The sequence below is a fragment of the Flavisericum labens genome, assembly GCF_045446075.1.
Classification (GTDB): Bacteria; Bacteroidota; Bacteroidia; order Flavobacteriales; family Flavobacteriaceae; genus Flavisericum; species Flavisericum labens.
On sequence record NZ_JBJJBQ010000001.1, the window covers coordinates 74,578 to 98,569 of the forward strand.

At 35.2% G+C, this 23,992-nt stretch carries 13 protein-coding genes; 11 read left to right on the plus strand and 2 right to left on the minus strand.

The genetic code is table 11. The features are described from left to right. Nucleotides 1-33: 33 nt before the first annotated feature. Together ACIEHO_RS00355 and rpiB are read right to left on the minus strand one after the other, a co-directional pair. Nucleotides 34-951: a cation diffusion facilitator family transporter gene (locus ACIEHO_RS00355; RefSeq protein WP_406967479.1), complete on the minus strand. Its 918-nt coding sequence runs from the start codon at nt 949-951 to the stop codon at nt 34-36. After that, complete coding sequence (gene rpiB, locus ACIEHO_RS00360) at nt 952-1,386, minus strand: ribose 5-phosphate isomerase B (protein ID WP_406967481.1); 435 nt, start codon at nt 1,384-1,386, stop codon at nt 952-954. It abuts the gene before it with no gap. A 555-nt stretch (nt 1,387-1,941) separates the two neighbouring features. Between rpiB and ACIEHO_RS00365 the strand changes: the two genes are divergently transcribed. The 11 genes from ACIEHO_RS00365 to ACIEHO_RS00415 all read left to right on the plus strand — a co-directional run bounded on the left by ACIEHO_RS00365 (nt 1,942) and on the right by ACIEHO_RS00415 (nt 23,976). Then, the gene (locus ACIEHO_RS00365) at nt 1,942-3,303 is read left to right on the plus strand and encodes a T9SS type A sorting domain-containing protein (protein WP_406967483.1); all 1,362 of its coding nucleotides are present in this window, start codon (nt 1,942-1,944) and stop codon (nt 3,301-3,303) included. Between the two features lie 192 nt (nt 3,304-3,495). Continuing rightward, nucleotides 3,496-5,733 carry a ribonuclease R family protein gene (locus ACIEHO_RS00370; protein ID WP_406967485.1) on the plus strand — a complete coding sequence of 746 codons (2,238 nt, stop codon included), beginning with the start codon at nt 3,496-3,498 and terminating at the stop codon, nt 5,731-5,733. Nucleotides 5,734-5,872: 139 nt separating this feature from the next. Beyond that, a complete protein-coding gene (locus ACIEHO_RS00375) occupies nt 5,873-6,172 on the plus strand; it encodes a heavy metal-binding domain-containing protein (RefSeq protein WP_406967487.1) in 300 nt (99 codons plus the stop codon). Nucleotides 6,173-6,275: 103 nt separating this feature from the next. After that, nucleotides 6,276-6,947 carry a head GIN domain-containing protein gene (locus tag ACIEHO_RS00380; protein WP_406967489.1) on the plus strand — a complete coding sequence of 224 codons (672 nt, stop codon included), beginning with the start codon at nt 6,276-6,278 and terminating at the stop codon, nt 6,945-6,947. A 145-nt stretch (nt 6,948-7,092) separates the two neighbouring features. Next, entirely contained in the window at nt 7,093-9,900 is a 2,808-nt protein-coding gene (locus tag ACIEHO_RS00385; protein WP_406967491.1) for a helix-turn-helix and ligand-binding sensor domain-containing protein, read from the plus strand. A 228-nt stretch (nt 9,901-10,128) separates the two neighbouring features. Then, nucleotides 10,129-13,131: a SusC/RagA family TonB-linked outer membrane protein gene (locus ACIEHO_RS00390; protein ID WP_406967493.1), complete on the plus strand. Its 3,003-nt coding sequence runs from the start codon at nt 10,129-10,131 to the stop codon at nt 13,129-13,131. 13 nt (nt 13,132-13,144) lie between these two features. After that, nucleotides 13,145-14,629, plus strand: coding sequence for a RagB/SusD family nutrient uptake outer membrane protein (locus ACIEHO_RS00395; RefSeq protein ID WP_406967495.1), 1,485 nt, complete (start codon nt 13,145-13,147; stop codon nt 14,627-14,629). 15 nt (nt 14,630-14,644) lie between these two features. Then, nucleotides 14,645-16,711 carry a PKD domain-containing protein gene (locus tag ACIEHO_RS00400; protein WP_406967497.1) on the plus strand — a complete coding sequence of 689 codons (2,067 nt, stop codon included), beginning with the start codon at nt 14,645-14,647 and terminating at the stop codon, nt 16,709-16,711. 12 nt (nt 16,712-16,723) lie between these two features. Next, on the plus strand, nt 16,724-18,379 hold the full coding sequence (locus tag ACIEHO_RS00405; protein WP_406967499.1) for a family 16 glycosylhydrolase: 1,656 nt from the start codon (nt 16,724-16,726) through the stop codon (nt 18,377-18,379). Between the two features lie 514 nt (nt 18,380-18,893). Then, a complete protein-coding gene (locus ACIEHO_RS00410; protein ID WP_406967501.1) occupies nt 18,894-22,037 on the plus strand; it encodes a glycoside hydrolase family 2 TIM barrel-domain containing protein in 3,144 nt (1,047 codons plus the stop codon). A 13-nt stretch (nt 22,038-22,050) separates the two neighbouring features. Continuing rightward, nucleotides 22,051-23,976, plus strand: a complete 1,926-nt coding sequence (locus ACIEHO_RS00415; protein ID WP_406967503.1) for an Ig-like domain-containing protein — start codon at nt 22,051-22,053, stop codon at nt 23,974-23,976. Nucleotides 23,977-23,992 lie beyond the last annotated feature (16 nt).

Sequence of the window (23,992 nt, forward strand, 5' to 3'; positions counted from 1 at the left end):
ACTGAAACAAGTTAAGTATGATAAATAAATTTATCAATCTTGAACAATTACATCTTTAGCATCTACTTTTCCGTATTCCGGTTGAATATTAACGTGGTTAATATCATATTTAGAGAGAACCAAATCTTCTATTTTATGTAAAATAACATCAAATTCTGAAAGGGTAATGTCCTCGGAAAAATCAATATGGGCTTCTAAATGAATTTCATCTTCATTCAATTGCCAAACATGAACATGATGCACATTTTTTATACTTTCAAAAGCATTTATTTCAGAAACAATTTTATCTATAGGTACACTATCTGGAGTAAACAACATCAATACTTTTGTGGAATCTTTTAACAAATCATATCCCATGTAAACCAAATAAATAGCAATCGCAAAAGTTAAAACACTATCTACCCAATATACCTCATAAAATTTCATAAGCAAACCACCAATTAATACAGCAACACTAGCCATCATATCGGTAAGTAAATGCAAATAGGCACTTTTTAAGTTCATGTTGGTTTTGGATTCCTTTTTTAATAAAAGCACACTTAAACCATTACCTAAAATAGCAATAATGGACAGCCAAATAACTAGGTTAGATTTTATAACCTGGGGATTTTGAAACCGCTCAATCGCCTCAATACTTAACAATACGGCTACAATAATTAAAGTAGCGGCATTAACAAAAGCCGCTAATATTTCAGCTCGTTTATAACCAAATGTTTTCTGGAAAGAGGCTTTTCTTTTAGCAATTCTATTAGCTATATAACTAATAACCAATGATACCACATCGCTAAAATTGTGTAAGGCATCACTTAATAGGGCCAAACTACCAGAAATGAGTCCGCCTACAATTTGGGCAACCGTAATAAGTATGTTTAATAAAATAGAAATAAGCAGATTCCGGCCTTTTAAATCGGGATGCCCATGAGAATGGTTATGCGAGTGGCTATGACCCATTTAGCACGAAATAGGAATTTTATCGATTCTATTTTGGTGGCGACCACCTTCAAAATCGGTAGTTAAAAATACATCTACCATTTCTATTGCTTGTTGTATAGCTGTATATCGCGCTGGAATACACAAAATATTAGCGTTGTTATGACTGCGTATTAAGTGTACTATTTCTTTATTCCAACATAAACCGGCACGGATTTTTTGATGTTTATTTGCAGTCATGGCTACACCATTTGCGCTTCCGCAGATGAGAATACCAAAATCGGCTTTTTCGTTTTCAACATCATTGGCTACAGGATGTACAAAATCGGCGTAATCTACACTATCATTACTATTGGTACCATAGTTTTGTATGCTGTGTCCTTTAGCTTCCAGGTGTTTAACAATAGCTTGTTTATAATCGGTTCCGGCGTGGTCGTTGCCTATAGAAATTTTCATTTTTTATATATTAAAGTATAATAATACAAAGGTAACAATTATTAACATTGTGAATGGTTGTATTCATTACTTGTTAATAAGTGTTGATAGTTTTATAAAACTAAAATTGGGATTATTCATTTATTTTTCCAAGCAAAAATTCAATATTAAAAACCTAATTTTTAATTCCTTTTTTCTGGAAATCTTTTCAGACTAAAATTTGATGGATATAAACAACCATTGAAAAAAACTTATTAGTTATAAATAGTTAATTTAGGTTGTTAACAACTGTGAACATAAAATTGAAATCATTTAAAAATTAACCCTTTAAAATAATATCTATTGTTAACTAAGTTTTAATAGAACGTAAATTTATTGTAATCAAAATAAAAGTAAAAAAAGTTATACCACATATTAACAGCCTATAATAACCAACATTTTATTTTTTAAATTTTAAAAGAAAATATTAATATGATATATAATGTGGATAAGTTTAGCATTTAAGTTGATTGTAGGATTTTTTACTTTTTAAAAAGTATATTTTGTAATATTGTAGGAATGTATACAATTATAAATATGAAAAATAATTACTTACTACTTGCTTTAATCTTAATTAGTAATTTCCTTACCGCCCAACAAACATATGTACCCGATGATAACTTTGAGCAGGCTTTAATCGATTTAGGTTATGATGATGTGCTGGATGATTATGTTTTAACAGAAAATATTAGTGGTGTTACGCATTTGAATGTAAATAATAAAAATATTTCCGATTTAACAGGAATAGAAGATTTTATTGCTTTAAAGTCTTTACGTTGTTACGAGAACGACTTAAACAGTTTAAATATTAGTTCTAATGTTGCTTTGACTGAATTACTTTGTTATGGTAATAATCTTAATAGTTTAAATGTTAGTGGAAATACAGCTTTAAGGCAGCTGTCATGTTCTGATAATAATATTGGTAATTTAGATGTAGAAAATAATATTGATTTAGTTTATTTAGCTTGTACAAATAATGATTTGAGTAACATCAATATAAACCAAAACCTTAATCTATATTATTTTAATTGTTCTGGAAATAATATAAGTAGTTTAGATGTAAGTTTTAATACAGGCTTAACCAATTTAAGTTGTTCTAACAATAATTTAAACACTCTTAATATTAGTCAGAATGTTAATTTAGAAACTTTATTTTGCAATGGGAATAATTTAAGTTCTCTTGACGTTAGTAAAAATATTATCCTTGAAGATTTATTTTGTTTTGATAATAAATTAAACAGTTTAGATGTTAGCAAGAACATTTATTTATTAATTCTATCATGTTTTGATAACAATCTTACTAATCTAGATGTTAGTTCTAATATTGTTTTAACAGGATTACGATGTTCTTATAACAATTTAAGTGATTTAGATGTAACTAAAAACACCAATTTAAGAGATTTATCATGTGAAGGGAATAGTATAACTAGTTTGGATGTAAGTGAAAACACTAGTTTGGTTAATCTAATCTGTTCTAATAATAACTTAATTAGTTTAAATTTAAAAAATGGTAATAATACCATAATAGGTTATTTTAATGCTACTTCTAACCTAAACCTAGAATGCATCCAAGTAGATGACGCCGATTATATGAATACCAATTGGTCATCAGGAAAAGATACTACTGCTAGCTTCAATGAAAATTGTGAAAACTTGATTACTAACGAATTAGTAAAAAATAGTTTTCAAATTTATCCCAATCCAGTAAACGATGTTTTAAACATCGAATTAAATACTGGTTTAGAACTAAAACAAATCAACATTTACAACATTCAAAGCCAATATTTGTTTTCAGCTAAAACCAATAAAATAGACACCAAAAATTTAAAAAGTGGTCTTTATTATGTGGAGGTAGAAACCCATAAAGGTAAGTCTGCTCAGAAAATAATTGTAGAATAATTACAGATTAAAATATACTTTAAAAGACATTCACTTTGAGAGTCTTTTTTTTATTTAATCTTAACAAAACATAGGTTTAATATTTAAATCGTAGCTTTGTAAAACAAATAGCAAATTCTTCGCCTAAATTATTGCTATTAAATAACCGAATTTCAATTAACTTTAGAAATTCAATTAAGATTACAAAAATTAATGAGTAAAAAGAAAAAAGGGAAATCCAAAAAAGGCATTTCCAATCTTACAAATACCATACTTGGTATTTTAAAAAAAGACAGAAATCAATCATACAACTATAAACAAATAGCAGCTAAACTTGGTGTTAACGATGCCAGTAGCCGTAACCAAATTATTAAAACCCTGGCTAAACTAGCAGCAAAGCAAGAGATAGAGCAGGTAGATAGAGGTAAGTTTAAAGCTATTGTAACGGCCGAATATCATATTGGTATTTTAGATTTAGCCGCAAGAGGTTCAGGATATGTTATTTCAAAAGATTTTGATGAGGATATTTATATAGCATCCAATAATATTAACAAGGCATTAGAAGGTGATGAAGTAGAATTTTACGTATACAAACGTAGAAAGCGCGGTAGAATGGAAGGTGAAATCACCAACATTATAAAGCGTGCAAAATCGGAGTATGTTGGAGTTATTCAAATGCAAAAAAATAATAATTATGCCTTTGTTATTCCCGATAGTACAAAAATGTATAAAGATATTTTTGTACCCATCAATAAAACGTTAGATGCTGAAGATGGCTATAAAGTTCTTGTAAAACTTGAAGATTGGCCAGAAAAAGCCGATTCACCTTATGGAAACGTTTTAAAAGTTCTAGGAAAACCAGGAGAGCACCATACCGAAATACACGCTATTCTTGCCGAATATGGTTTACCGCATGATTTTCCTGATGATGTAGAAGCTTATGCAAACGAGTTGGATACATCAATTACTAAGGAAGAAATAGCCAAACGCCGCGATATGCGACAGGATTTAACCTTTACCATCGATCCAAAAGATGCTAAGGATTTTGATGATGCGCTATCGTTTAAGAGTTTAGATAACGGACTTTACGAAATAGGTATTCATATTGCTGATGTATCGCATTACGTAAAAGAAGGTACAGTTTTAGACGATGAAGCCTACGAACGGGCTACATCTATTTATTTGGTAGATCGTGTAGTGCCTATGCTTCCAGAAGTGTTATCAAACAATGCATGTTCCTTACGACCAAATGAAGAAAAATATACGTTTTCGGCTGTGTTTCAAATAAACGACAAAGCTGAAATTAAAAACGAATGGTTTGGTAGAACCGTTACGTATAGTGATGCCCGTTTTGCTTATGAAGAAGCGCAAGTTGTTATTGAAAATAATACTGATTTTGTTATTCCTGCGAAGGCAGGAATCTCATCAATCAATACTAAAATTCCTCAAAAAGTTTCACTTTCAGAAAAGGAATATAAAACCAAACCTGAAATTGCTAAAGCTATTTTAGTACTCGATAGACTCGCAAAAATAATGCGAAAAAAACGTATGTCTAATGGAGCCATTTCCTTTGATAAGGTTGAAGTAAAATTTAATTTGGATGAAAATAACGATCCGGAAGGTGTATATTTTAAAATAAGTAAAGAAGCTAATAAACTGATTGAAGAATTCATGTTGTTGGCCAATAGGAAAGTATCCGAATTTATTGGTAAACAATCACCAAAAAAGACATTTGTGTACCGTGTACACGATGAACCTGACGATAGTAAATTAGCCAACTTACAAGGTATTGTTTCTAAATTTGGTTATAAGCTGAATTTTAAGGACCGTAAAACCACTTCAGCTTCACTAAATAATTTATTAAAAGAAGTAGTTGGTAAAAAAGAGCAAAATTTAGTAGATACATTGGCTATTCGAAGTATGAGCAAAGCTGAATATACAACACACAATATTGGTCATTATGGGTTGGCTTTCGATTATTACAGCCATTTTACATCACCTATTAGGCGTTACCCAGATGTTATGGCGCACCGTTTGTTGCAACAATATTTGGATGGAGGAAAATCAGCAAACGAAGCTGCTTACGAAGAAAAGTGCCAGCATTCCAGTAATATGGAAATGTTAGCGACTAAAGCCGAACGCGATTCTATAAAATATATGCAAATCCGTTTTATGGAAGACCATAAAGATCAAGAGTTTATTGGCGTTATTTCAGGAGTTACCGATTGGGGTATTTACGTTGAAATAATTTCAAACAAATGTGAAGGTATGGTTAGTGTTCGTGATATGAAGGACGATCATTATGCTTTCGATCAAGACCAATACGCTATGGTTGGTCGAAATACTAAAACCATGTATCAATTGGGCGAGGAGGTTATAGTGAAAGTTAAAAATACCGATTTAGTTAAGAAACATCTCGATTTTAATCTTATTGGTAAACCTGAAGATTAGCTGTTGTTTTAGGGAGGTACAACGTAAGAATCTGTTCAGTAAATTTGATTTAATAAAATCTAATTACAGTTTTTCGTTTTAAATAGCCTAAAGTGTAACATTTTAGTTGAAAATAATACTCATATTAAAACTAAAAACCATGATATTAACCACGACAAACACTATCGAAGGCTTTAAAATAACCGATTATTTGGGTGTAGTTTCAGGAGTTGGTGCCAATACCAGAAAAACATCTTTTTCTTTTAAAATTGAAAAGTTTCTACAAACCTTAGAAAACAGCATTGAAGAAGTAAAAGAAGATGCCTTCCAAAAACTAAAGGAAAATGCCATAAAATTGGGAGCCAATGCTGTTGTTGGAATTACCATTGATTTTGAAACTGTACCAAACACTACGTATATTTTAGTATCTACAACAGGTACAGCAGTGAAAGTTTCCTAGGTTAAAGTTATATTGAAATTATTAATGTTTTCACAAAACTGAATTGCAGTGGAATAATTATTGATAGGTTTGCGTTATTATAAAAATCAATCATATAAAAATAATGAAAACACTAGTAAAATTTTTTATACTCTTCGTCACTACAACTTTGTTTGCTCAGAATACTATTGAAAAAGAAGTTGGAGAATTTACCGAACTAAAGGTTTTTGATTTAATTCAGGTAGAACTAAAAAAGTCGAATGAGAATAAAGCCATCATTTCTGGAGAAAATAAAGAAGATGTTGTAATTGTTAATAACGAAGGAAAGCTAAAAATTAAAATGAAACTTGATGAAGCTTTTGATGGTGCTGAAACCAAAGTGGTTCTCTATTATACAGCCATTGATATTATAGACGTAAATGAAGGTTCTAAAGTAGCTTCCAAAGACATTATCGAACAGTTTGAAATAGATTTAAAAGCACAAGAAGGAGGTATTATAGAAGTACCTATTAATGTAAAATATGCTAATGTAAGAGCTGTTACTGGAGGTTCAGTAACTACAATAGGTTCATCAAAAAAGCAAAATATTTCTTTGCTAACCGGCGGCATTTATGATGGAAAATCTCTAAAAACTCAAAGTACCGATGTATCTATTAGCGCTGCGGGAGAAGCTTACGTGAATGCTTCAAAACAGGTTGATGCCAAAGTAAGAGCTGGAGGGACTATTTATATTTATGGCAATCCAGAAACCATTAACGAAAGTAAAGTGTTAGGTGGTACGATAACCCGTATGTAGTAGATAATTTTAATAATAGATAAACAAAAAAAACGCCATATTGGTGTTTTTTTGTTTATATAACAACTATACAAAAACACTACTGTAAACTTTTAAGTCTTTATTTTTATTATCTTAGTACCTATACAACTAATACCAAATTAAATTGAGACTACTAGGAATAATACTACTAGGTTTCCTTTTTTGTAATTCCTTAAAAATTAAGGCTCAAGAGCTTCCGCCTGTTCAAATATATACTCCAGATATTTACGGAGCTCAAAATCAAAATTGGTCGATATCTCAATCTTCAGACAAGTTTATTTATGTAGGCAATAACAAAGGATTGCTCGAATTTAATGGCGAGGAGTGGCAGTTGTATGAATCTCCAAATAAAACCATTGTAAGATCGGTAGAGGTTATTGATAATCGAATCTATACAGGTTGTTACCGAGAATTTGGTTATTGGTCTAAAAATAGCCTTGGTGTTTTAAATTATGTTTCCATTTCGAAGCAGCTTAATGTCGCTTTTCTTGAAGACGAAGACATATGGAATATAATTGGTATTGAAAATTTTGTTTTGTTCCAATCATTAAAGCGGATATATATATACAATGTAAAAAATAATACTTACAGCATTATTGACTCTGAAACTGTTATAAACAAAAGCTTTAAAGTTGATAATCGGGTTTATTTTCAAAAGGCAAAAGATGGTTTATATGAAATTGATAAAGGTTTAGCAAAACTAGTCTCTAATCATGTTATTTTAAAGGAAAACCTCATGGTTAATATGTTTAATCACAGAGGAAAGCTATTGTTACAAACACAAGATCAAGGATTTTTTATTTTAAACAATAATAAATTGATCCAATGGAATATTGAAGCCAACGGTACACTTTTAGAAGATCGAATTTATTGCAGCACAAAATTGAAGGATGAAAGTTTTATTCTAGGCAGTATTTCTAATGGTATATTACACTTAACACCAGAAGGAGAAATAAATTATCAAATTAATCAACATAAAGGATTGGGTAGTAATACAGTGTTGTCAGTCTTCGAAGATTTAGAACATAACATTTGGTTGGGTTTAGAGTTTGGTATTAATTGTATAAATATTAAATCTCCATTCAGAATTTATAACGACAGAGATGGTAAAATAGGTTCTGTAAACACATCTATTGTTTTTAATGACAATTTGTATCTGGGTACTAATCGCGGACTTTTCTATCGCAATCATAAAACAGAAAAGGAATTTAAATTTATTGATGAATCACAAGGGGCTGTTTGGACCTTAAATAATATTAATGGAACCCTTTTTTGCGGTCATGATTCTGGCACGTTTGTAGTGAATGGTAATAGCTTTGAATTGGTCTCAGATGTTAAAGGTACTTGGAAAATAAAGTCATTTAAAAACTATAAAAATTTATTACTTCAAGGAAATTATGATGGTTTATATGTGATTGAAAATATAGATGGAACATGGTCATTAAGAAACAAAATTGAAGGTTTTAATGTTTCAAGTAGATACTTTGAAATGATTAACGATACCGAGTTATTGGTAAACCATGAATACAAAGGCATTTTTAAAATCATATTAAATAATGAGTTTACAGAGGCTACCGTGGCAACGGTAAATGATTTTAAAAACTCTGGAGAAAGCACTAGTTTAATAGAGTATGTTCAGGATATTTTATACGCTGATAAAAAAGGGGTTTTTAAATACCATTTAGGGAAGAGTAAATTTATTAAAGATACGATTCTTAGTGGATTAATTGATGTTAATAACTATACTTCAGGTAGGTTGGTTGCAGGTACAAATAACAATAAACTGTGGTCTTTTTCTAAACTTGGTATAAACTATTTAACTACCGATAGGTTGAGTGGTGTACCAAAAATTAATAAAATACCATTACCTAGTACTGTTAGAAATGACGTAATTGGTTTTGAAAATATAACCCAGATTAATGTAAATACCTATTTGTACGGAACTTCATCTGGTTACATCTTAATTAATTTAGATGATTTAATCAACCAAGAACATAGCGTAAAAATTAATCAGATTTTAGTTAGTAGCTCAAAGAATGCTGCCAATTCAAGATTTATAGATTCTTCAGCTGATGGTCAATTTAAAAACACAGAAAACAATTTAGAGTTTCATTATAGTGTACCTATATTTAATAAGTACCAAGTGGCCGAATACCAATATAGGTTAGATGGTATTTATAATGAATGGAGTCAGTGGTCAACCAAACCCAATGAGATTTTCGAGAACTTGCCTTTTGGAGACTACACCTTTTATGTTCGTTCGCGCATTGGCAATGAAATGTCAAAAAATTTGGAATCTTATAGTTTTAAGATTGCAGTTCCTTGGTTATTAAGCAAACTGATGATAGCCGTCTACATCGCTTTTATAGCTTTGTTTTCATTATTTATGCATAATGTTTATAAGCGCTACTATAGAAAACAAAGAGAAAAATTACTTGAAAAAACACAGCGAGATCTAGAGCTAAAGGAACTCGAAAATAGAGAGCAATTAACTCGATTTAGAAACGACAAACTAAGGCAGGATATTGAAAGTAAAAATAGAGAATTGAGTATCTCAACGATGAATATCATTAAGAAAAATGAATTTTTAAACAATCTTAAAAAGGAGTTAAAGAAGGAAGGCAGTAACGTCAATCAAGTTGTTAAAATCATTGATAAAAACTTAAACGACGCAGATGATTGGCAATTATTTGAAGAGGCCTTCAATAATGCCGATAAAGATTTTTTAAAGAAAATAAAAAGTATCCATCCAGAATTGACTTCAAACGATTTACGACTTTGTACTTACCTTAGGTTAAATTTATCTTCAAAGGAAATTGCTCCGCTATTAAACATATCCCCAAGAAGTGTTGAAGTAAAGCGTTACAGGTTGCGAAAAAAAATGGATTTACCCCACGAATCTAGCTTAACAGATTATATTTTAGAAATATAACAACACAACAATAGGTTTTTTCACCTATACAATACCACAGCATTTATGTTCTTCTTGGTGTGTTTGGTTATTTTTATAACCTTTCATAGGCACAGTAAAACTAAGGATATATTAACATATTCGTAATTTTCAATCACTTTTTTTGTGATGTATACTTTTTGTAGTGGCTGTTTATTTCAATACAATAAAGTTTGAGCTTAATTTTACCGAAACGAAAAATCTAACTTTATGAGACACTCATTAATTAAAATCTTGATGTTATTTTTCATAGCATACTCAGGCGCTCAAAATATACAAGTGAGCGGCGTGGTTCAGGACAATACCGGATTTCCGATTCCTGGAGTAAATGTTATAGTAAAAAACACAACTAAAGGAGCTGTTACGGACTTCGATGGGAATTTTACAATTCCATATGTCAGTACGGGCTCGGTAATTTCCTTTAGCTATATAGGGTATATAACTAAAGAAGTAACAATAAATGACACTTCTTCTTTGACCATTATAATGGAAGAAGATTTAGCCAAATTAGACGAAGTGGTCGTTATTGGTTATGGTACACAAAAGAAAAAGGACGTTACAGGCGCGGTAGCAATTGTTGATTCCCAAACCATTGAAGATTTAAAACCGGTAGATGCTGCACAAGCTCTACAAGGAACTTCTGCAGGGGTTGCTGTAACGGCACCCTCAGGTTCACCAGGTGGAGGATTTAATATTTTAATTAGAGGTGTAAGTTCAAACGGAGATAACGGACCTTTGGTTATTGTTGACGGTTATAAAGGTGATTTAAATACCATTAACCCAAGTGACATTGAAACATTCTCTATATTAAAAGATGCGCAAGCTGCTATTTATGGTATTGAAGGTGCAAATGGGGTAGTATTGGTTACAACTAAAAGTGGCAAGAAAAATCAGGCTTTAAAAATTAATTATAATGGGTTTACAGGTGTTCAACAAACTACACGTAAACTCCCTTATCTCAATGCCACAGAGTATGCACTCATACTAAATGAAAGTCACGCAGCAAACGGAGAGGCCTTGCCCTACCCTAACATAAGTGGCTTAGGTGTTGGCACTAATTGGCAAGATGAATTATTCACCACAGCGCCTATAATGAACCACAATGTAAGCGCTTCAGGAGGTGGAGAATCCAGCACCTATTACTTTGGCGGATCTTATATAGACCAAAAAGGTATTATATCTCCAGAAAAATCAAACTTTAGGAGAGCTAACGTTAAAATTAAATTGGGATTTGATATTGGTGAGAAGTTGAAGTTTACAACATCGGCTAATTATTTTAATTCGAACAGACAAACCATTGGCGAAAATGCCTTAGGAGAGCCTTTATTTAATGCACTTAACTATGCACCAACTTATGGCATTAATGAAGGAGACCCTTCTGGATTTTTAGGTAATGAGGTCATTAATCCTTTAACGCAAATAGCAAACACGTATAATGATTATACGGGTAATGCTATTGAAGGTACTTTTCAATTGGTTTATACCCCTATAGAGGGCCTATCAATCACTTCGCGTCTTGGTATAAGGTCTTATAACGATAAAGGAAAAACATTTAAACCAGAGGTTGAATATGGCTCTGGAAAGGTATTTAACAATCCGCGAAGCAGTGTTAATCAATATCGAAACACCAATAATTCTTATACATGGGAAACATTTGCTAGTTATCAAAAAACATTTGCCGATAATCACAATACTACGTTTACCCTTGGTACCAGTGCCATTAGGGATTGGGGCGATAATTTAAGCGGAACTGGTTTTGATGTTCCAAATAACTCTTGGGACTTTGCCGAGATACAACTAGCAGATGGTATTAGCGAAACTAAAAACGCTAACTCCTTTACATATGATAGTAGGCTATCATCATATTTTGCAAGGTTGCAATACGACTATAAAGGTAAATACTTGCTTTCTGCGATGATTCGTCGCGATGGATCTTCCGATTTTGCCCCAGATAACAGAATAGATTATTTCTCTTCGGTTACAGCTGGTTGGAAAATTTCAGATGAGCCTTTTTTAGAAGATTCCAATACCATTAATTTTCTTAAACTAAGAGGTAGTTTTGGTACGCTAGGTAATAATACCGGTGCCGATTTATACAGAGCATTATTAGATGGTGAAGCCACATATGTTTTAGACGGCGCAATTACTAACGGTAGAGCTAGTGGTAGAATACCAAACCCAGACGCAACTTGGGAAACCGCTAAAAAGTTCGATGTTGGTTTGGATTTAAACATGTTCAATAACAAAATAACCATTGTTGCAGATTATTTCATTGAAGACAGAGAGGATTTGTTGATAGAGAATTTTCCTGTCTCTGGAATTCTTGGTGGTTTTGCACCCGGTGCAGGTTTACCAACTGTTAATGCCGGTACCACTCGAAATACAGGTATTGAATTAGCTATAGGTTATAAAAGCCAAATTAATGATAATGCTTCTTTTGGTATAAACTATAATGTCACAAAAATAGAAGGCGAAGTACTTGAAGTAAGAGATAATATTCCTTCTAGAGGTGGCGACTTTGGTGTAGGACAACCTCAAATAGCCGTTTTGGAGCCTGGGCAGCCAGTGGGATACTTTTTAGGTTATAAAACCGATGGCTTATTCCAAAACCAAGCAGAGGTCGATGCTTCGGCACAGGCCGGCAATGCCGCTCCCGGAGATATTCGATTTTTAGACATTGATAACGATGGAGAAATCACTGATGCAGATAGAACCAAAATAGGAAAACCACAAGCAGATTATATTATGGGGCTTAACCTAAGTTTTGATTATAAGAACTGGGATTTCGGGGCGTACATGTATGCAGAGCTAGGAAAAGAAACGGTAAGAAATTATGAGCGTGACCAATCTAATGTAAACAGATTAAAACTCTATTTAGACAGATGGATCGGTGAAGGTACGAGCAACTCTGTGCCAAGAGTAACTAATGCAGGAACAACAAATAGATTGTTTTCAGACTTTTATGTAGAAGATTCTTCTTTTTTAAGAATTCAGAACATTCAGTTAGGGTATTCGCTAGGCGATGATGTCATTGAGAAACTAGGAATAAGCAAATTTCGCATTTATACTCTAATAAATAATCCGTTTACGTTTACTAAATATAATGGTTACGATCCAGCAGCAACAAATGGTGATGCTATTGGAGGAGGAATCGATTATGGTTTCTACCCTATTGCGAGACAATTTATTATTGGTTTAAATCTATCAATCTAAAATAATTTACAAGATGAAAAAATATATAAAAAAAATAACGAAAGCTATAGCAATCACGCTAATTGCATTTGGAACTCATTCTTGTGGCGATGCTTACTTAGAAGATGTTGAAGTATATAATATTGATTCAGAGAATTATTTCAATTCTGAATCCGATTATTATGATGCTTTAGTAGGAGCCTATGATTTGTTACAAGCTACTTACGTAAACGCTATACTTGGAGAAATAGCTTCAGATAACACCCTATGTGGAGGAGAAAGTGCCACAGATGTAATAGGCTGGCAACAAATTGATGATATGATTCATACCCCAGTTAATAGTAACCTTAGAGATGTATGGAACTGGATGTACGCTGGCGTTAGTAGAACAAACTTTATTTTGGAATTTCAAGACAAAACAGAGTTTGATGGTAGAGAATCGCTTATAGCTGAAACTCGGTTTTTAAGAGCCTATTACTACTTCGAATTAGTAAAATGGTTTGGGCCAATTCCTTTAAAAGAAACACGTTTTCAAATTGGTGACGAAACGTCCATTCCGCGTTCACCTGTTGCTGATGTGTACGATTTAATTGAAGACGATTTAAAATTTGCAGTTGATAATTTAACCTATACAGCACCACAAGCAGGTAGAGCAACTAAAGGATCTGCCCAAGCACTATTAGGAAAAGCGTATTTGTACCAAAAGAAATATAGTGAGGCCAAATCAGTTTTGGATGATTTAATTGAAATGGGACCCTATGAGTTGGTTGAAGATTACGAAATGCTTTGGGAAGCTGAAGGTGAAAATAGTATCGAGTCTGTATTTGAAGTACAATATACAGATGTTGAAGGTGCAGGATTCGATTGTTTACAATGTAGTGAAGGCAACGTAGCTATTGGTTTTAGTGGTATTAGAAATTATACAGGACCATTATTTTCCTCAGGATTTAGTTTTAATGTGCCAACCCAAGAAGCGTATGATGCCTTTGATGACATTGACTTACGGAAGGATATAGCTATTTTAGATATTGATGCGTGGGCCGCACAAGAAGGTGCAACTTTTGGAACGGGATATGAGCACACAGGCTTTTTTAATAGAAAGTATATTCCGAGAAAAAGAAGTTCGGATGCAGCAGGAGATTTAAACTTAACAAACCCGGGGAATTACAGGGCTATACGCTTTGCCGATGTGCTATTAATGGCTGCAGAGGCTTATAATAGTGGTGGTTTGGGCGATACAAAAGCACAAGAATACCTTAACAGAGTAAGACGTCGCGCCTATGGCGTTACAGATAGCTCTGTAGATATTACCAATACGGGCACAAATTTAACTGCTGATATTGCTAATGAAAGACGCCTTGAGCTCATGGGAGAGGGTCATCGTTTCTTCGACCTGGTTAGAACAGATAATGGATCTAGAATTCCTGGTTTTCAGGAAGGAAAACATAATGTGTTTCCTATTCCTATTGAAGAAATCCAGTTTTCTAACGGAAATTGGGAACAAAACCCTAATTATTAAAAAAAAAGAAAAATTATGAAAACAATGAAGTTTATAAGTAGTTTTTGTTTTGTCGCTTTACTGATGGTTTTTGGTTGCGAGGAGGATGAAAACATCGATTTTGTTAACAATATTGCAGTACCAACAAACATTTCTGCTGGTGTGAATGTAATTCCCGATAATACTGGGCTTACGCAAATAACACCTACAGGTGAGGGTGCAGCAAGTTACGTAGTAGATTTTGGAGATGGTTCTGAACTGTCAGAATCATTAACCCCTGGAGAATATGCCGAGCATGTGTATGTTGAAGGAACTTATCAAGCTATTATTACCGCTACTGGTATTAATGGTGAATCTGCCACTGGTACACAAACGGTAAATGTATCGTTTAGACCCCCTGAAAACATAGTTATTAATACTGCAATTGATGGAGCAAATCCATTTTTGTTAAATGTATCTGCAAGTGCTGATTATGCCTCTAGTTTTATAGTATTCTTTGATACTTCTAATCCAGAAGAAGAAGGGACACCTTTGGAGTTAGACGGAACTGTAAGCTATGAATATCCTGGTGTAGGCGATTACACCATTAAAGTGGTTGCCTTAAGTGGTGGTGCCGAATCTAGTGAGTTGGAACAGGTAGTCACTATTTCTGCTCCAGTAGTATTCCCAATCGATTTTGAAGTTTTTGATGATTCTGCTTTTATCGGGTTTGGTGGTGCTTCGGCAGCAGTGATTGACAATCCTGATACCAATGGAAATTCATCAGCAAAAGTTGGTGAAATTGTAAAAGGTGGACCAGAAGTATGGGCAGGAAATGTAATTACTATGTCTTCACCAATCGATTTTAGTCTAAAAAAAGCAATGAAGATGAAAGTTTGGTCTCCAAGACCAGGAGGTAAACTGATATTGAAAATTGAAAACCTTGATGATAACACTATTTTTATTGAGAAGGAAACTACCCTTGAAGGAAACAGTGCTTGGGAAGAAGTTACTTTTGATCTATCCGACATTGATGAATCGCAATCCTATCAAAAACTAGTATTCTTTTTTGATTTTGGTGTTGTAGGTTCTGGAGGTTCAGACTGGACATTTTATATTGATGATATTAATCAAACCATACCATCAACTGGCGCTACAGGATTACCTGGCCAATGGGTAATGGCTCCAGAAGCAGGTGCTTTAGGAGTAGGACCTGCTATTGGAGATGTAAGTTGGTGGAATTGCGATACGGCCTGTTTTGGGGATAGAGCGTGTTATTATGATGATGTTTACATTTTTGGACAAGATGGGTCTTTCCAAATCGACTTAGGTGCCGAATCTTGGATTGAATCTTGGCAAGGAGGTGGAGACGCATGTGGCGCTCCAGTTGCTCCGCACGATGGTTCCAACTCTGCAACTTATACTTATAATGAAAGTGCTGGAACCGTTACCTTAAATGGGGTAGGTGCGTTTATAGGCTTACCAAAAGCATTTAATGGAGGAGAACTAACAAATCCTGGTGATGCTCCGGCATCAATTACCTATAACCTTGAATTTTTAGATAACGATACCATAAGCGTGAGTATTGATGTGGGAGGTGGTACATTTTGGCAATTTAGGTTAATAAGAGCAGGCGTGGTGTCTACCCCTTTAACCGGAACATGGCAATTAGCTAATGAAGCAGGTGCTTTAGGAGTAGGTCCATCCTTAGGAGATACGAGCTGGTGGAATTGTGATGCCACTTGTGTTGGAGATAGAGCATGCTACTATGATGACTTATATGTATTTGGATCAGATGGTTCGTTTAAAAATGAACTAGGTTCAGAAACATGGACAGAAGCTTGGCAAGGGGGCGGAGAATCATGCGGTGCGCCTGTAGCTCCTCATGATGGTTCCAATCCAGCAACTTATAGTTATAATAGTGGTGCCGGAACGTTCACATTAAACGGTGTAGGGGCATATATTGGCCTTGCCAAAGCTGTTAACGGCGCTGAACTTAGTAGTCCTTCAGAAGCACCAGAGGCTGTAGTTTATAATGTTGAGTTTATAGATAGTAATACGATATCAGTTTATATTGATGTTGGTGGAGGTGTAATATGGCAATATAAACTAGTGAAAATCTAAAAAGAATAAATTATGAAAAATATAAAGTTAAAATATAGCATTGGTATTTTCCTTGCACTGGCGTTAGTTTTTACAGGATGTCAGGATGATGACGCTTCATTTGGAGATATAATAGCTCCAACAAATTTGAAGCTTACACCTACAGTGGTTTGCGAAGGCTGTAGCGATGCAGATGGAGATGGTAGCGGTCTTGTAAATTTTGAAGCCACTTCTAGTGGTGCATTGGCTTATAAATTTGATTTTGGCGATGGATTTACCGAGACTAATCAAACAGGAAAAGTCACGCATCGTTTTACCAGTGTTGGGGTTAACACTTATACCGTAGTTGTAAACGCTGTTGGCACAGGCGGTGTGCAATCCAGTATATCAAAAAACGTAACGGTACGCAGTGCTTTTGAAGACCCAGAGGCCAAAGACTTTTTAAGTGGTGGTGCTGGAAACAGTAAAACATGGTACTGGGCAGCTGATAAACCAAGTAATATTGCTTTAGGAAGTAACATAAAAGATGTCCCAAATCCGGGAGATCATACCTTTCCGACCTACTTTAATTCAAATCCATTTCATCCGGATAAATTATGTATGTACGACGCTGAGTTAGTATTTTCTCAAGATGCTGAAGGCAATTTAACATTTCAACAAACTGTTGGTCAAGCCTACCTTCCTGGAGGCGTTGCTGGAAGTTTAGGTGTTGATGGTGATACCTGTCATGGTAAAGATATTGTGCCTTCATTAGGTGAATTAAGTAATGTGTCTTTAATACCCTCATCATCAGTAGCAACAGAAGATGCTCAAGATCCATCTTATAGAGGAACTAGTATCTTATTATCTGATGACGGTTTTATGAGCTGGTACTGTAAAAACAGCTTGTTTGAAATCATTACAATTACAAATAGCACACTATATGTAAGAGTTGTTGATGGTGTAGATCCTTCTTTAGCTTGGTATTGTACATTTCAAACACAAGATCCAAATGCAGCAGGTTCTTTTGAAACCTTGGTTTGGTCTGACGAATTTGATACGGATGGTGCACCAGACCCAGCCAACTGGACCTACGATTTAGGTGCTGGCGGATGGGGAAACCAAGAAGTACAGACATATACCGATAATACTGAAAATGTGGTTGTTGAAGATGGCTTGTTAAAAATAACCGCAAAAGCGGATGGAAATGGAGGATATACTTCCGCCAGATTAAAGTCTGAAAACTTATATGAGTTTACATACGGAAAAGTAGAGGTGAGAGCGAAACTACCGGCGGCCCAAGGAACTTGGCCAGCTATATGGATGCTTGGAGCTAATTTCGATACGGTTGGATGGCCAAATTGTGGTGAAATTGATATCATGGAACAAACGGGTCAGGATAAATCAAAAACATCCGGGGCATTTCATTTTCCTGGTAATTCGGGTGGCGATGCGCCTACCGATGAAATTTCCAACCCAACTTCAACCACAGCATTCCATGTTTATGGTGCAGAGTGGACAGAAGAAAGTATCAAATTATCTGTAGATGGCGAATTTTTCATGTCGCTTGAAAACAGTAGTAATATTCCTTACAATGCCGATATGTTTATGATTTTAAATGTAGCCATGGGAGGATCATTAGGAGGAACAATAGATCCTAATTTTACCCAAGATACTATGGAAATTGATTATGTAAGAGTTTATGAATAATTTTATATTTAAAAATTAAAGGGTTAACCTGTGTAAAGCAGGTCAACCCTTTTTTATTTAGGAGAAAGAAATGTTTCGAGCTTGTATAGGTATGTTTTTAAATAAAACCTAGGAAAGGGTGCTGGAGTTAAACAATACAGGTTAAGAATAAAACTTGAATTACAATACGAAGCAGGCTTTACTGACTATATTCTAGAAATTTAAGAGTACAACATCTTTCCCTTACACCTATACAAGACCACAACATTTCATGTTTTTTATCTATTTAGGAAAGTTTTAAAACACTTGTAAAACCTTAATAATCTCTTTATACTATTGCGTAATCAGGAGTAATTACACATAATTTTTGAATTGTATGTTTTTTGTTGAGGTGTTTTTTATCAAATTCATATTTAAATAGAGTAATTTTAAATAATCCGAAAACGATGCGAGTTTTCGAACTCTATAAACACCTTGAAGCTTTATCTATTTTCAAATGGAAAGTTTCTAAATACTGACTTAAACTTAATAAGCTATGAAAAACAATTTTCTAAGATTAGTACTTTTCTTTTTAACCATAACCGCTTTTGCTCAAGCCGATAAAGTATCTATTGTAAGCAATGAGGAAGGTATGAAACTAGTTGTCAATGGAAAGGACTTCATGATTAATGGTATGAACTGGGATTACATTCCTATAGGCACCAATACCGTTAATGCCGATTTCTGGAAAAAATCCGATGATGTTATTAAAGCGGGTCTCGATACAGAAATGTCACTGTTAAAGAACATGAATGTTAATGTTATACGTCAGTATACGGGCGTTCCGGCGCGTTGGATAAAGTATATCTACGAAAACTATGGTATTTACACCATGCTCAATCATTCATTTGGGCGTTATGGTTTAACATTAGATGGTGTTTGGACACCAGTTACCATTTATTCAGAAGAAAAAACTCAAGAGTTTTTAATGTCTGAAGTAGAGAAGTTAGTACGAGAATATAAGGACACCCCTGGTTTGCTACTGTACTTATTAGGAAATGAAAATAACTACGGACTGTTTTGGCAAGGTGCAGAAACTGAAGATTTTCCAGACGACCAACAAAGAATAGACTACATAGGCGAATCTAGAGGAAGACCCATGTACAAATTAATGAACGAGGCAGCAAAAAAAATGAAGTCTATGGACGCTTCGCACCCTGTGGCGATATGTAATGGCGATGTGTTGTTTATAGATATTGTAGCCGAAGAATGTAAAGATGTTGACATATACGGAACAAACACTTACCGCGGGGCATCGTTTACCGATATGTTTAAAGTGGTAAAGGAAAAACTTAATAAGCCATTAATGTTTACAGAGTTTGGTGCTGATGCCTTCAATGCCATAGAAAATAGGGAAGACCAAAAGTCTCAAGCCTATTACATGGTTAATAACTGGAAAGAGATTTATGAAAATGCGGCGGGTTTAGGTAAAGCTGGAAACACCATTGGAGGATTTACGTTTCAATTTAGTGATGGTTGGTGGAAGTATGGTTTTGATGACAGGAAGAATGCCGATGTACACGATAATAATGCATCATGGTCCAACGGCGGTTATGCTTTAGATTTAGCTGCCGAAGGTGAAAACAATATGAATGAAGAGTGGTTTGGTATTTGCGCAAAAGGGCCAACAAACGCAAGAGGTTTATACGAATTGTATCCGCGTGCAGCTTATTACGCTTTAAAGGAAGCGCACCAACTAAACCCTTATGGAGAAGGTGTTGATGCCGATTTTGTGAAAAACTACTTTAGTAACATTCAGCTCATGGAGGCTGTTTTAAAAGCGCGTGGCGATAAAGCAGCTTTAGAAGCACAAAGCGGTGGTAAAATTCGCCTAAGTAATTTAAGGGCAGAATTTACCACATTCAATACAGGTGGAAGTTTAATTACAACCCCAGACGCGCCTAATCCAGATGAGCAAGTATACCCGAATCAATTAGGGTTCGATCATATGCAATCCTACTTTGTTGGTGTAGAAGGAAACCCTTCGGCCAATATGCGAGCGGAAGTTAATTTCAACATCATTGGCAATGTGGCTGAAAATCCTATTGATGAAATCTTTTATGAAAACAGAGCAAGACCAATAACAGTAAATTCAGATAACGGCCCCGTAACTTTAACTGATAATAACAGAGTTCAAGTTTATAATGCATCTTATGAATGGAATGCCAAAGATTTCAATTTAAGAGGGTTTTATAGAACGGGGCATTACCACTGGGGTTATGAGGGTGATTTCTTTGGGTTATATCCAGAGGCAAATTATGGTCCAAACCTTGATATATACAATGGTGAAATTTCAGGTTTTGAAGTTGATGGTAAAGGAGCGATAGACGGATTTAAGGCGGCTTTCGGCCCTCAATTATGGTGGGGAGCAAACCCAGCGATATTATTAAAGTACCAAACAAAATTGGCTCATTGGGATATTGCAGGGGTGTATCATGAAGATATCGACGATATAGGAGAAGTGGTTTCTTCAAACGCTATACCGATGCCGCAAACACGAAGGCTATCGCTTTATCTTAAAAGAGAGTTCGGTTCCTTAGGAATCGAGTTGGGTGGTCTTTGGGCCGGTCAACCATTAAACGGAAGAGAATTCCAATACACCGAAGGCGATGCAGGGAATTACACGGTATACACCGATAAAATTAGTAGCAAAGACAATTGGGGAGCAAAAGCTAAAATCACGCTTGAAAAAGGGCGGTTCAATTGGTACGCCCAAGGTGCTGCAATGGGCTTGGTTGCCAACGGCGGTGCAGACAATACCAAAACATTTACCGGGTGGAGACTAAAAGATAGTGGTAGCGGAAACCAGACTAACTTCCTTACAGGGTTTACCTATACATTTGGTAATATTCAAATAGCGCCTAACTTTTTATGGCAAAAACCAATTGTTGGCCCAATGCCCAATGATGTGGAGGCCCCTGGAAGGTTAAGAAATATTTTTGATGATCCATTTGCGGTTCGGGGAAACAGAGAAACCACAGCAGGAGAACTTTTGCTAACATACGACCCTACCCCAGGTACGTGGATGTACGAATGGGACAACGATAGGTCTGAAGATGCCAAATTCGCATTTAATCTAGGTTTTGTGTTTAGGCATCATCCAACGGCTCAAGATGCTGCTATCGGGTTTTTGAGTAACCGTACTTTATTTGCTTTTCCCGGCTCGGCACCAGCACAAGATTTATGGGAAGCACATTCCCGCATTGTATCAAAAGTAAGTCCAGACCTTGGTGTTATTGCAAATCTTTATGCTGGTAACGCTCAAGCCAATGGTAGTGACGAAAGACTAATTAAACGCGTTGGTGGAGATATCAGGTTAATTTATAACAAACTAAAAGTAACCCATGCATTTAAAATTAATGACTGGGGACCTTTTGACTACCACCGCGATTTCAATTTAACATTTCCAGTACAATTAATGTTGGATGTGTCAACAACAGTTGGCAAACCCGATTGGTTTATCCTTCCGAACACACAAGTTGGAATTCGTGGCACATGGCGTTCGCTTAACGAAAATTCACCAAGATACTTGCCTAATCAAGCTCCAGAATTTGGCGTGGCTCCTTTAAGCCCTGTGGGGTTTGATGATGGCCAAGAATGGGAAATAAGAACATATATACACATCAACATTGGAAAATAAAAAACTGAGAACAATGAAAACTATAAAATTCGATAACATAAAATTCACATTCATTTTAGCTCTGGTTTTTGTAAGCTTGAGCTGTGAAAGAGACCCTTCGGGCGACAAAGAACTCGCAGGTTTTAGCTCAGACCCCAATGTTTTTATTGATGGGTTTAGTGGTGGTTTAGATTATTTTCCTTTTGGTGATTCTTACTTCGAAGCGTTTAGTGTTGACGATGAAGAAAAATATGACGGAACGGCATCTATGCGATTTGATGTACCCAACGTTGGAGACCCTTCAGGCGCTTATGCGGGTGCTATTTTTAGAACAGCAACGGGTCGTGACTTAACCGAATACGATGCTTTAACATTCTGGGCAAAAGGGACCACGGGTGGCACTATAAACGAAATTGGTTTTGGTCAAGACTTCGAGGAAAACAAATATCAAGTGAGTACAAGTATTCAGTTAACAACAAACTGGAGACAATATATTATTCCTATTCCTGATGCTTCAAAATTAACAGAGGAAGCTGGGCTATTTTGGTACGCCGAAGGTCCTGAGGACAGCAAAGGTTATTCGTTCTGGATAGACGAGTTAAAGTTTGAAAAACTAGGAACCATAGCCCAGCCAAGACCTGCTATTCTGGGAGGTGAAGATGTGGTTCAACAAACCTTTATTGGGTCATCGAATGTATTAGATAGGCTTACCCAAACGTTTAATTTGTCTACGGGTTTAGACCAAACGGTTAATGCGGCTCCTGGATATTTCGAGTTCAGTTCTTCAAACCCTAATGTGGCTACGGTGAGCGATTTAGGAGTAGTTTCGGTTGTGGGTAGTGGTACTGCGGTTGTAACTGCAACCTTGGGTGGTTTAGAGGCTATGGGTTCACTAACCTTAGAGTCTTTAGGCGATTTTACGCCTGCTCCCACTCCAACGAGAGATCCCGCTAACGTTATTTCCATTTTTAGTGATGCTTATACTAATGTTCCAGTAGATTTTTATAATGGCTATTATGCGCCTTTCCAAACTACTCAAGGGCAAGCCGATATTGTAATTAATGGCGATAATATTATAAAATATACGCAAATGAATTTTGTGGGAATGGAATTTACCTCGCCAACAATTGCGGCTTCACAAATGACGCACATGCACATCGATATTCAAGTTGAAAACCCAGTAAATCCGGGAGACTTTGTTAGAGTTGAATTAAGGGATTTTGGTGCCGATGCTGCGTTTAGTGGTGGTGACGACTCTGCAGGTAGCGTTACCATAACCAATGCACAATTAGTTAGTGGCAGCTGGGCCAGTATTGACATTCTGTTGTCTAGTTTCGGTTTAACATCACAGGCTAACATAGGGCAAATAGTTTTGGTAACAGAAGGAACAAACCCTAACGCAACAGGAACAATAACCGATATTTTAGTGGATAACTTATATTTATATGAAGTTCCAACAACACCAACTGATGCGCCCGATACGCCAACGGAAGATGAAGTTGCCAACAATGTTATTTCTATTTTTAGTGATAGTTATTCAGATATTGGAAATGACGGGTTGAATAATTTTGATAGCGGTTCGGTTCTATCGGTTGAGACCATTGCTTCAAATGAAGTTTTAAAATATTCTAATCTAAATTTCACAGGACTCGAGTTTCTTGGAGCAAATATTATCGATGCTTCAGCAACCACAACGCTTCATTTAGATGTTTGGTCTCCAGATGCCAATGAATTAAAGATAAAATTAGTTGACTTTGGTGCAAATGGGGCATTTCAAGGAGGCGACGATTCTGAATTTGAAATTAATTTAGGACCAACACCAACCAACCAATGGGTTCGATACAATATACCTCTAACCGATTTTACAGGATTAACGAGCACAGCTCATCTTGCACAAATCATTTTAGTGAATGCGCCAACCGGAACATTGTTTATCGATAACCTATACTTCTCGAATTAAGAAAACGAATTAAAAA

Bases quoted from the DNA above. Each gene is read 5' to 3' on its own strand.
- ACIEHO_RS00355 (WP_406967479.1), bottom strand. From the start codon at position 951: ATGGGTCATAGCCACTCGCATAACCATTCTCATGGGCATCCCGATTTA.
- rpiB (WP_406967481.1), bottom strand. From the start codon at position 1,386: ATGAAAATTTCTATAGGCAACGACCACGCCGGAACCGATTATAAACAA.
- ACIEHO_RS00365 (WP_406967483.1), top strand. From the start codon at position 1,942: ATGAAAAATAATTACTTACTACTTGCTTTAATCTTAATTAGTAATTTC.
- ACIEHO_RS00370 (WP_406967485.1), top strand. From the start codon at position 3,496: ATGAGTAAAAAGAAAAAAGGGAAATCCAAAAAAGGCATTTCCAATCTT.
- ACIEHO_RS00375 (WP_406967487.1), top strand. From the start codon at position 5,873: ATGATATTAACCACGACAAACACTATCGAAGGCTTTAAAATAACCGAT.
- ACIEHO_RS00380 (WP_406967489.1), top strand. From the start codon at position 6,276: ATGAAAACACTAGTAAAATTTTTTATACTCTTCGTCACTACAACTTTG.
- ACIEHO_RS00390 (WP_406967493.1), top strand. From the start codon at position 10,129: ATGAGACACTCATTAATTAAAATCTTGATGTTATTTTTCATAGCATAC.
- ACIEHO_RS00395 (WP_406967495.1), top strand. From the start codon at position 13,145: ATGAAAAAATATATAAAAAAAATAACGAAAGCTATAGCAATCACGCTA.
- ACIEHO_RS00400 (WP_406967497.1), top strand. From the start codon at position 14,645: ATGAAAACAATGAAGTTTATAAGTAGTTTTTGTTTTGTCGCTTTACTG.
- ACIEHO_RS00405 (WP_406967499.1), top strand. From the start codon at position 16,724: ATGAAAAATATAAAGTTAAAATATAGCATTGGTATTTTCCTTGCACTG.
- ACIEHO_RS00410 (WP_406967501.1), top strand. From the start codon at position 18,894: ATGAAAAACAATTTTCTAAGATTAGTACTTTTCTTTTTAACCATAACC.
- ACIEHO_RS00415 (WP_406967503.1), top strand. From the start codon at position 22,051: ATGAAAACTATAAAATTCGATAACATAAAATTCACATTCATTTTAGCT.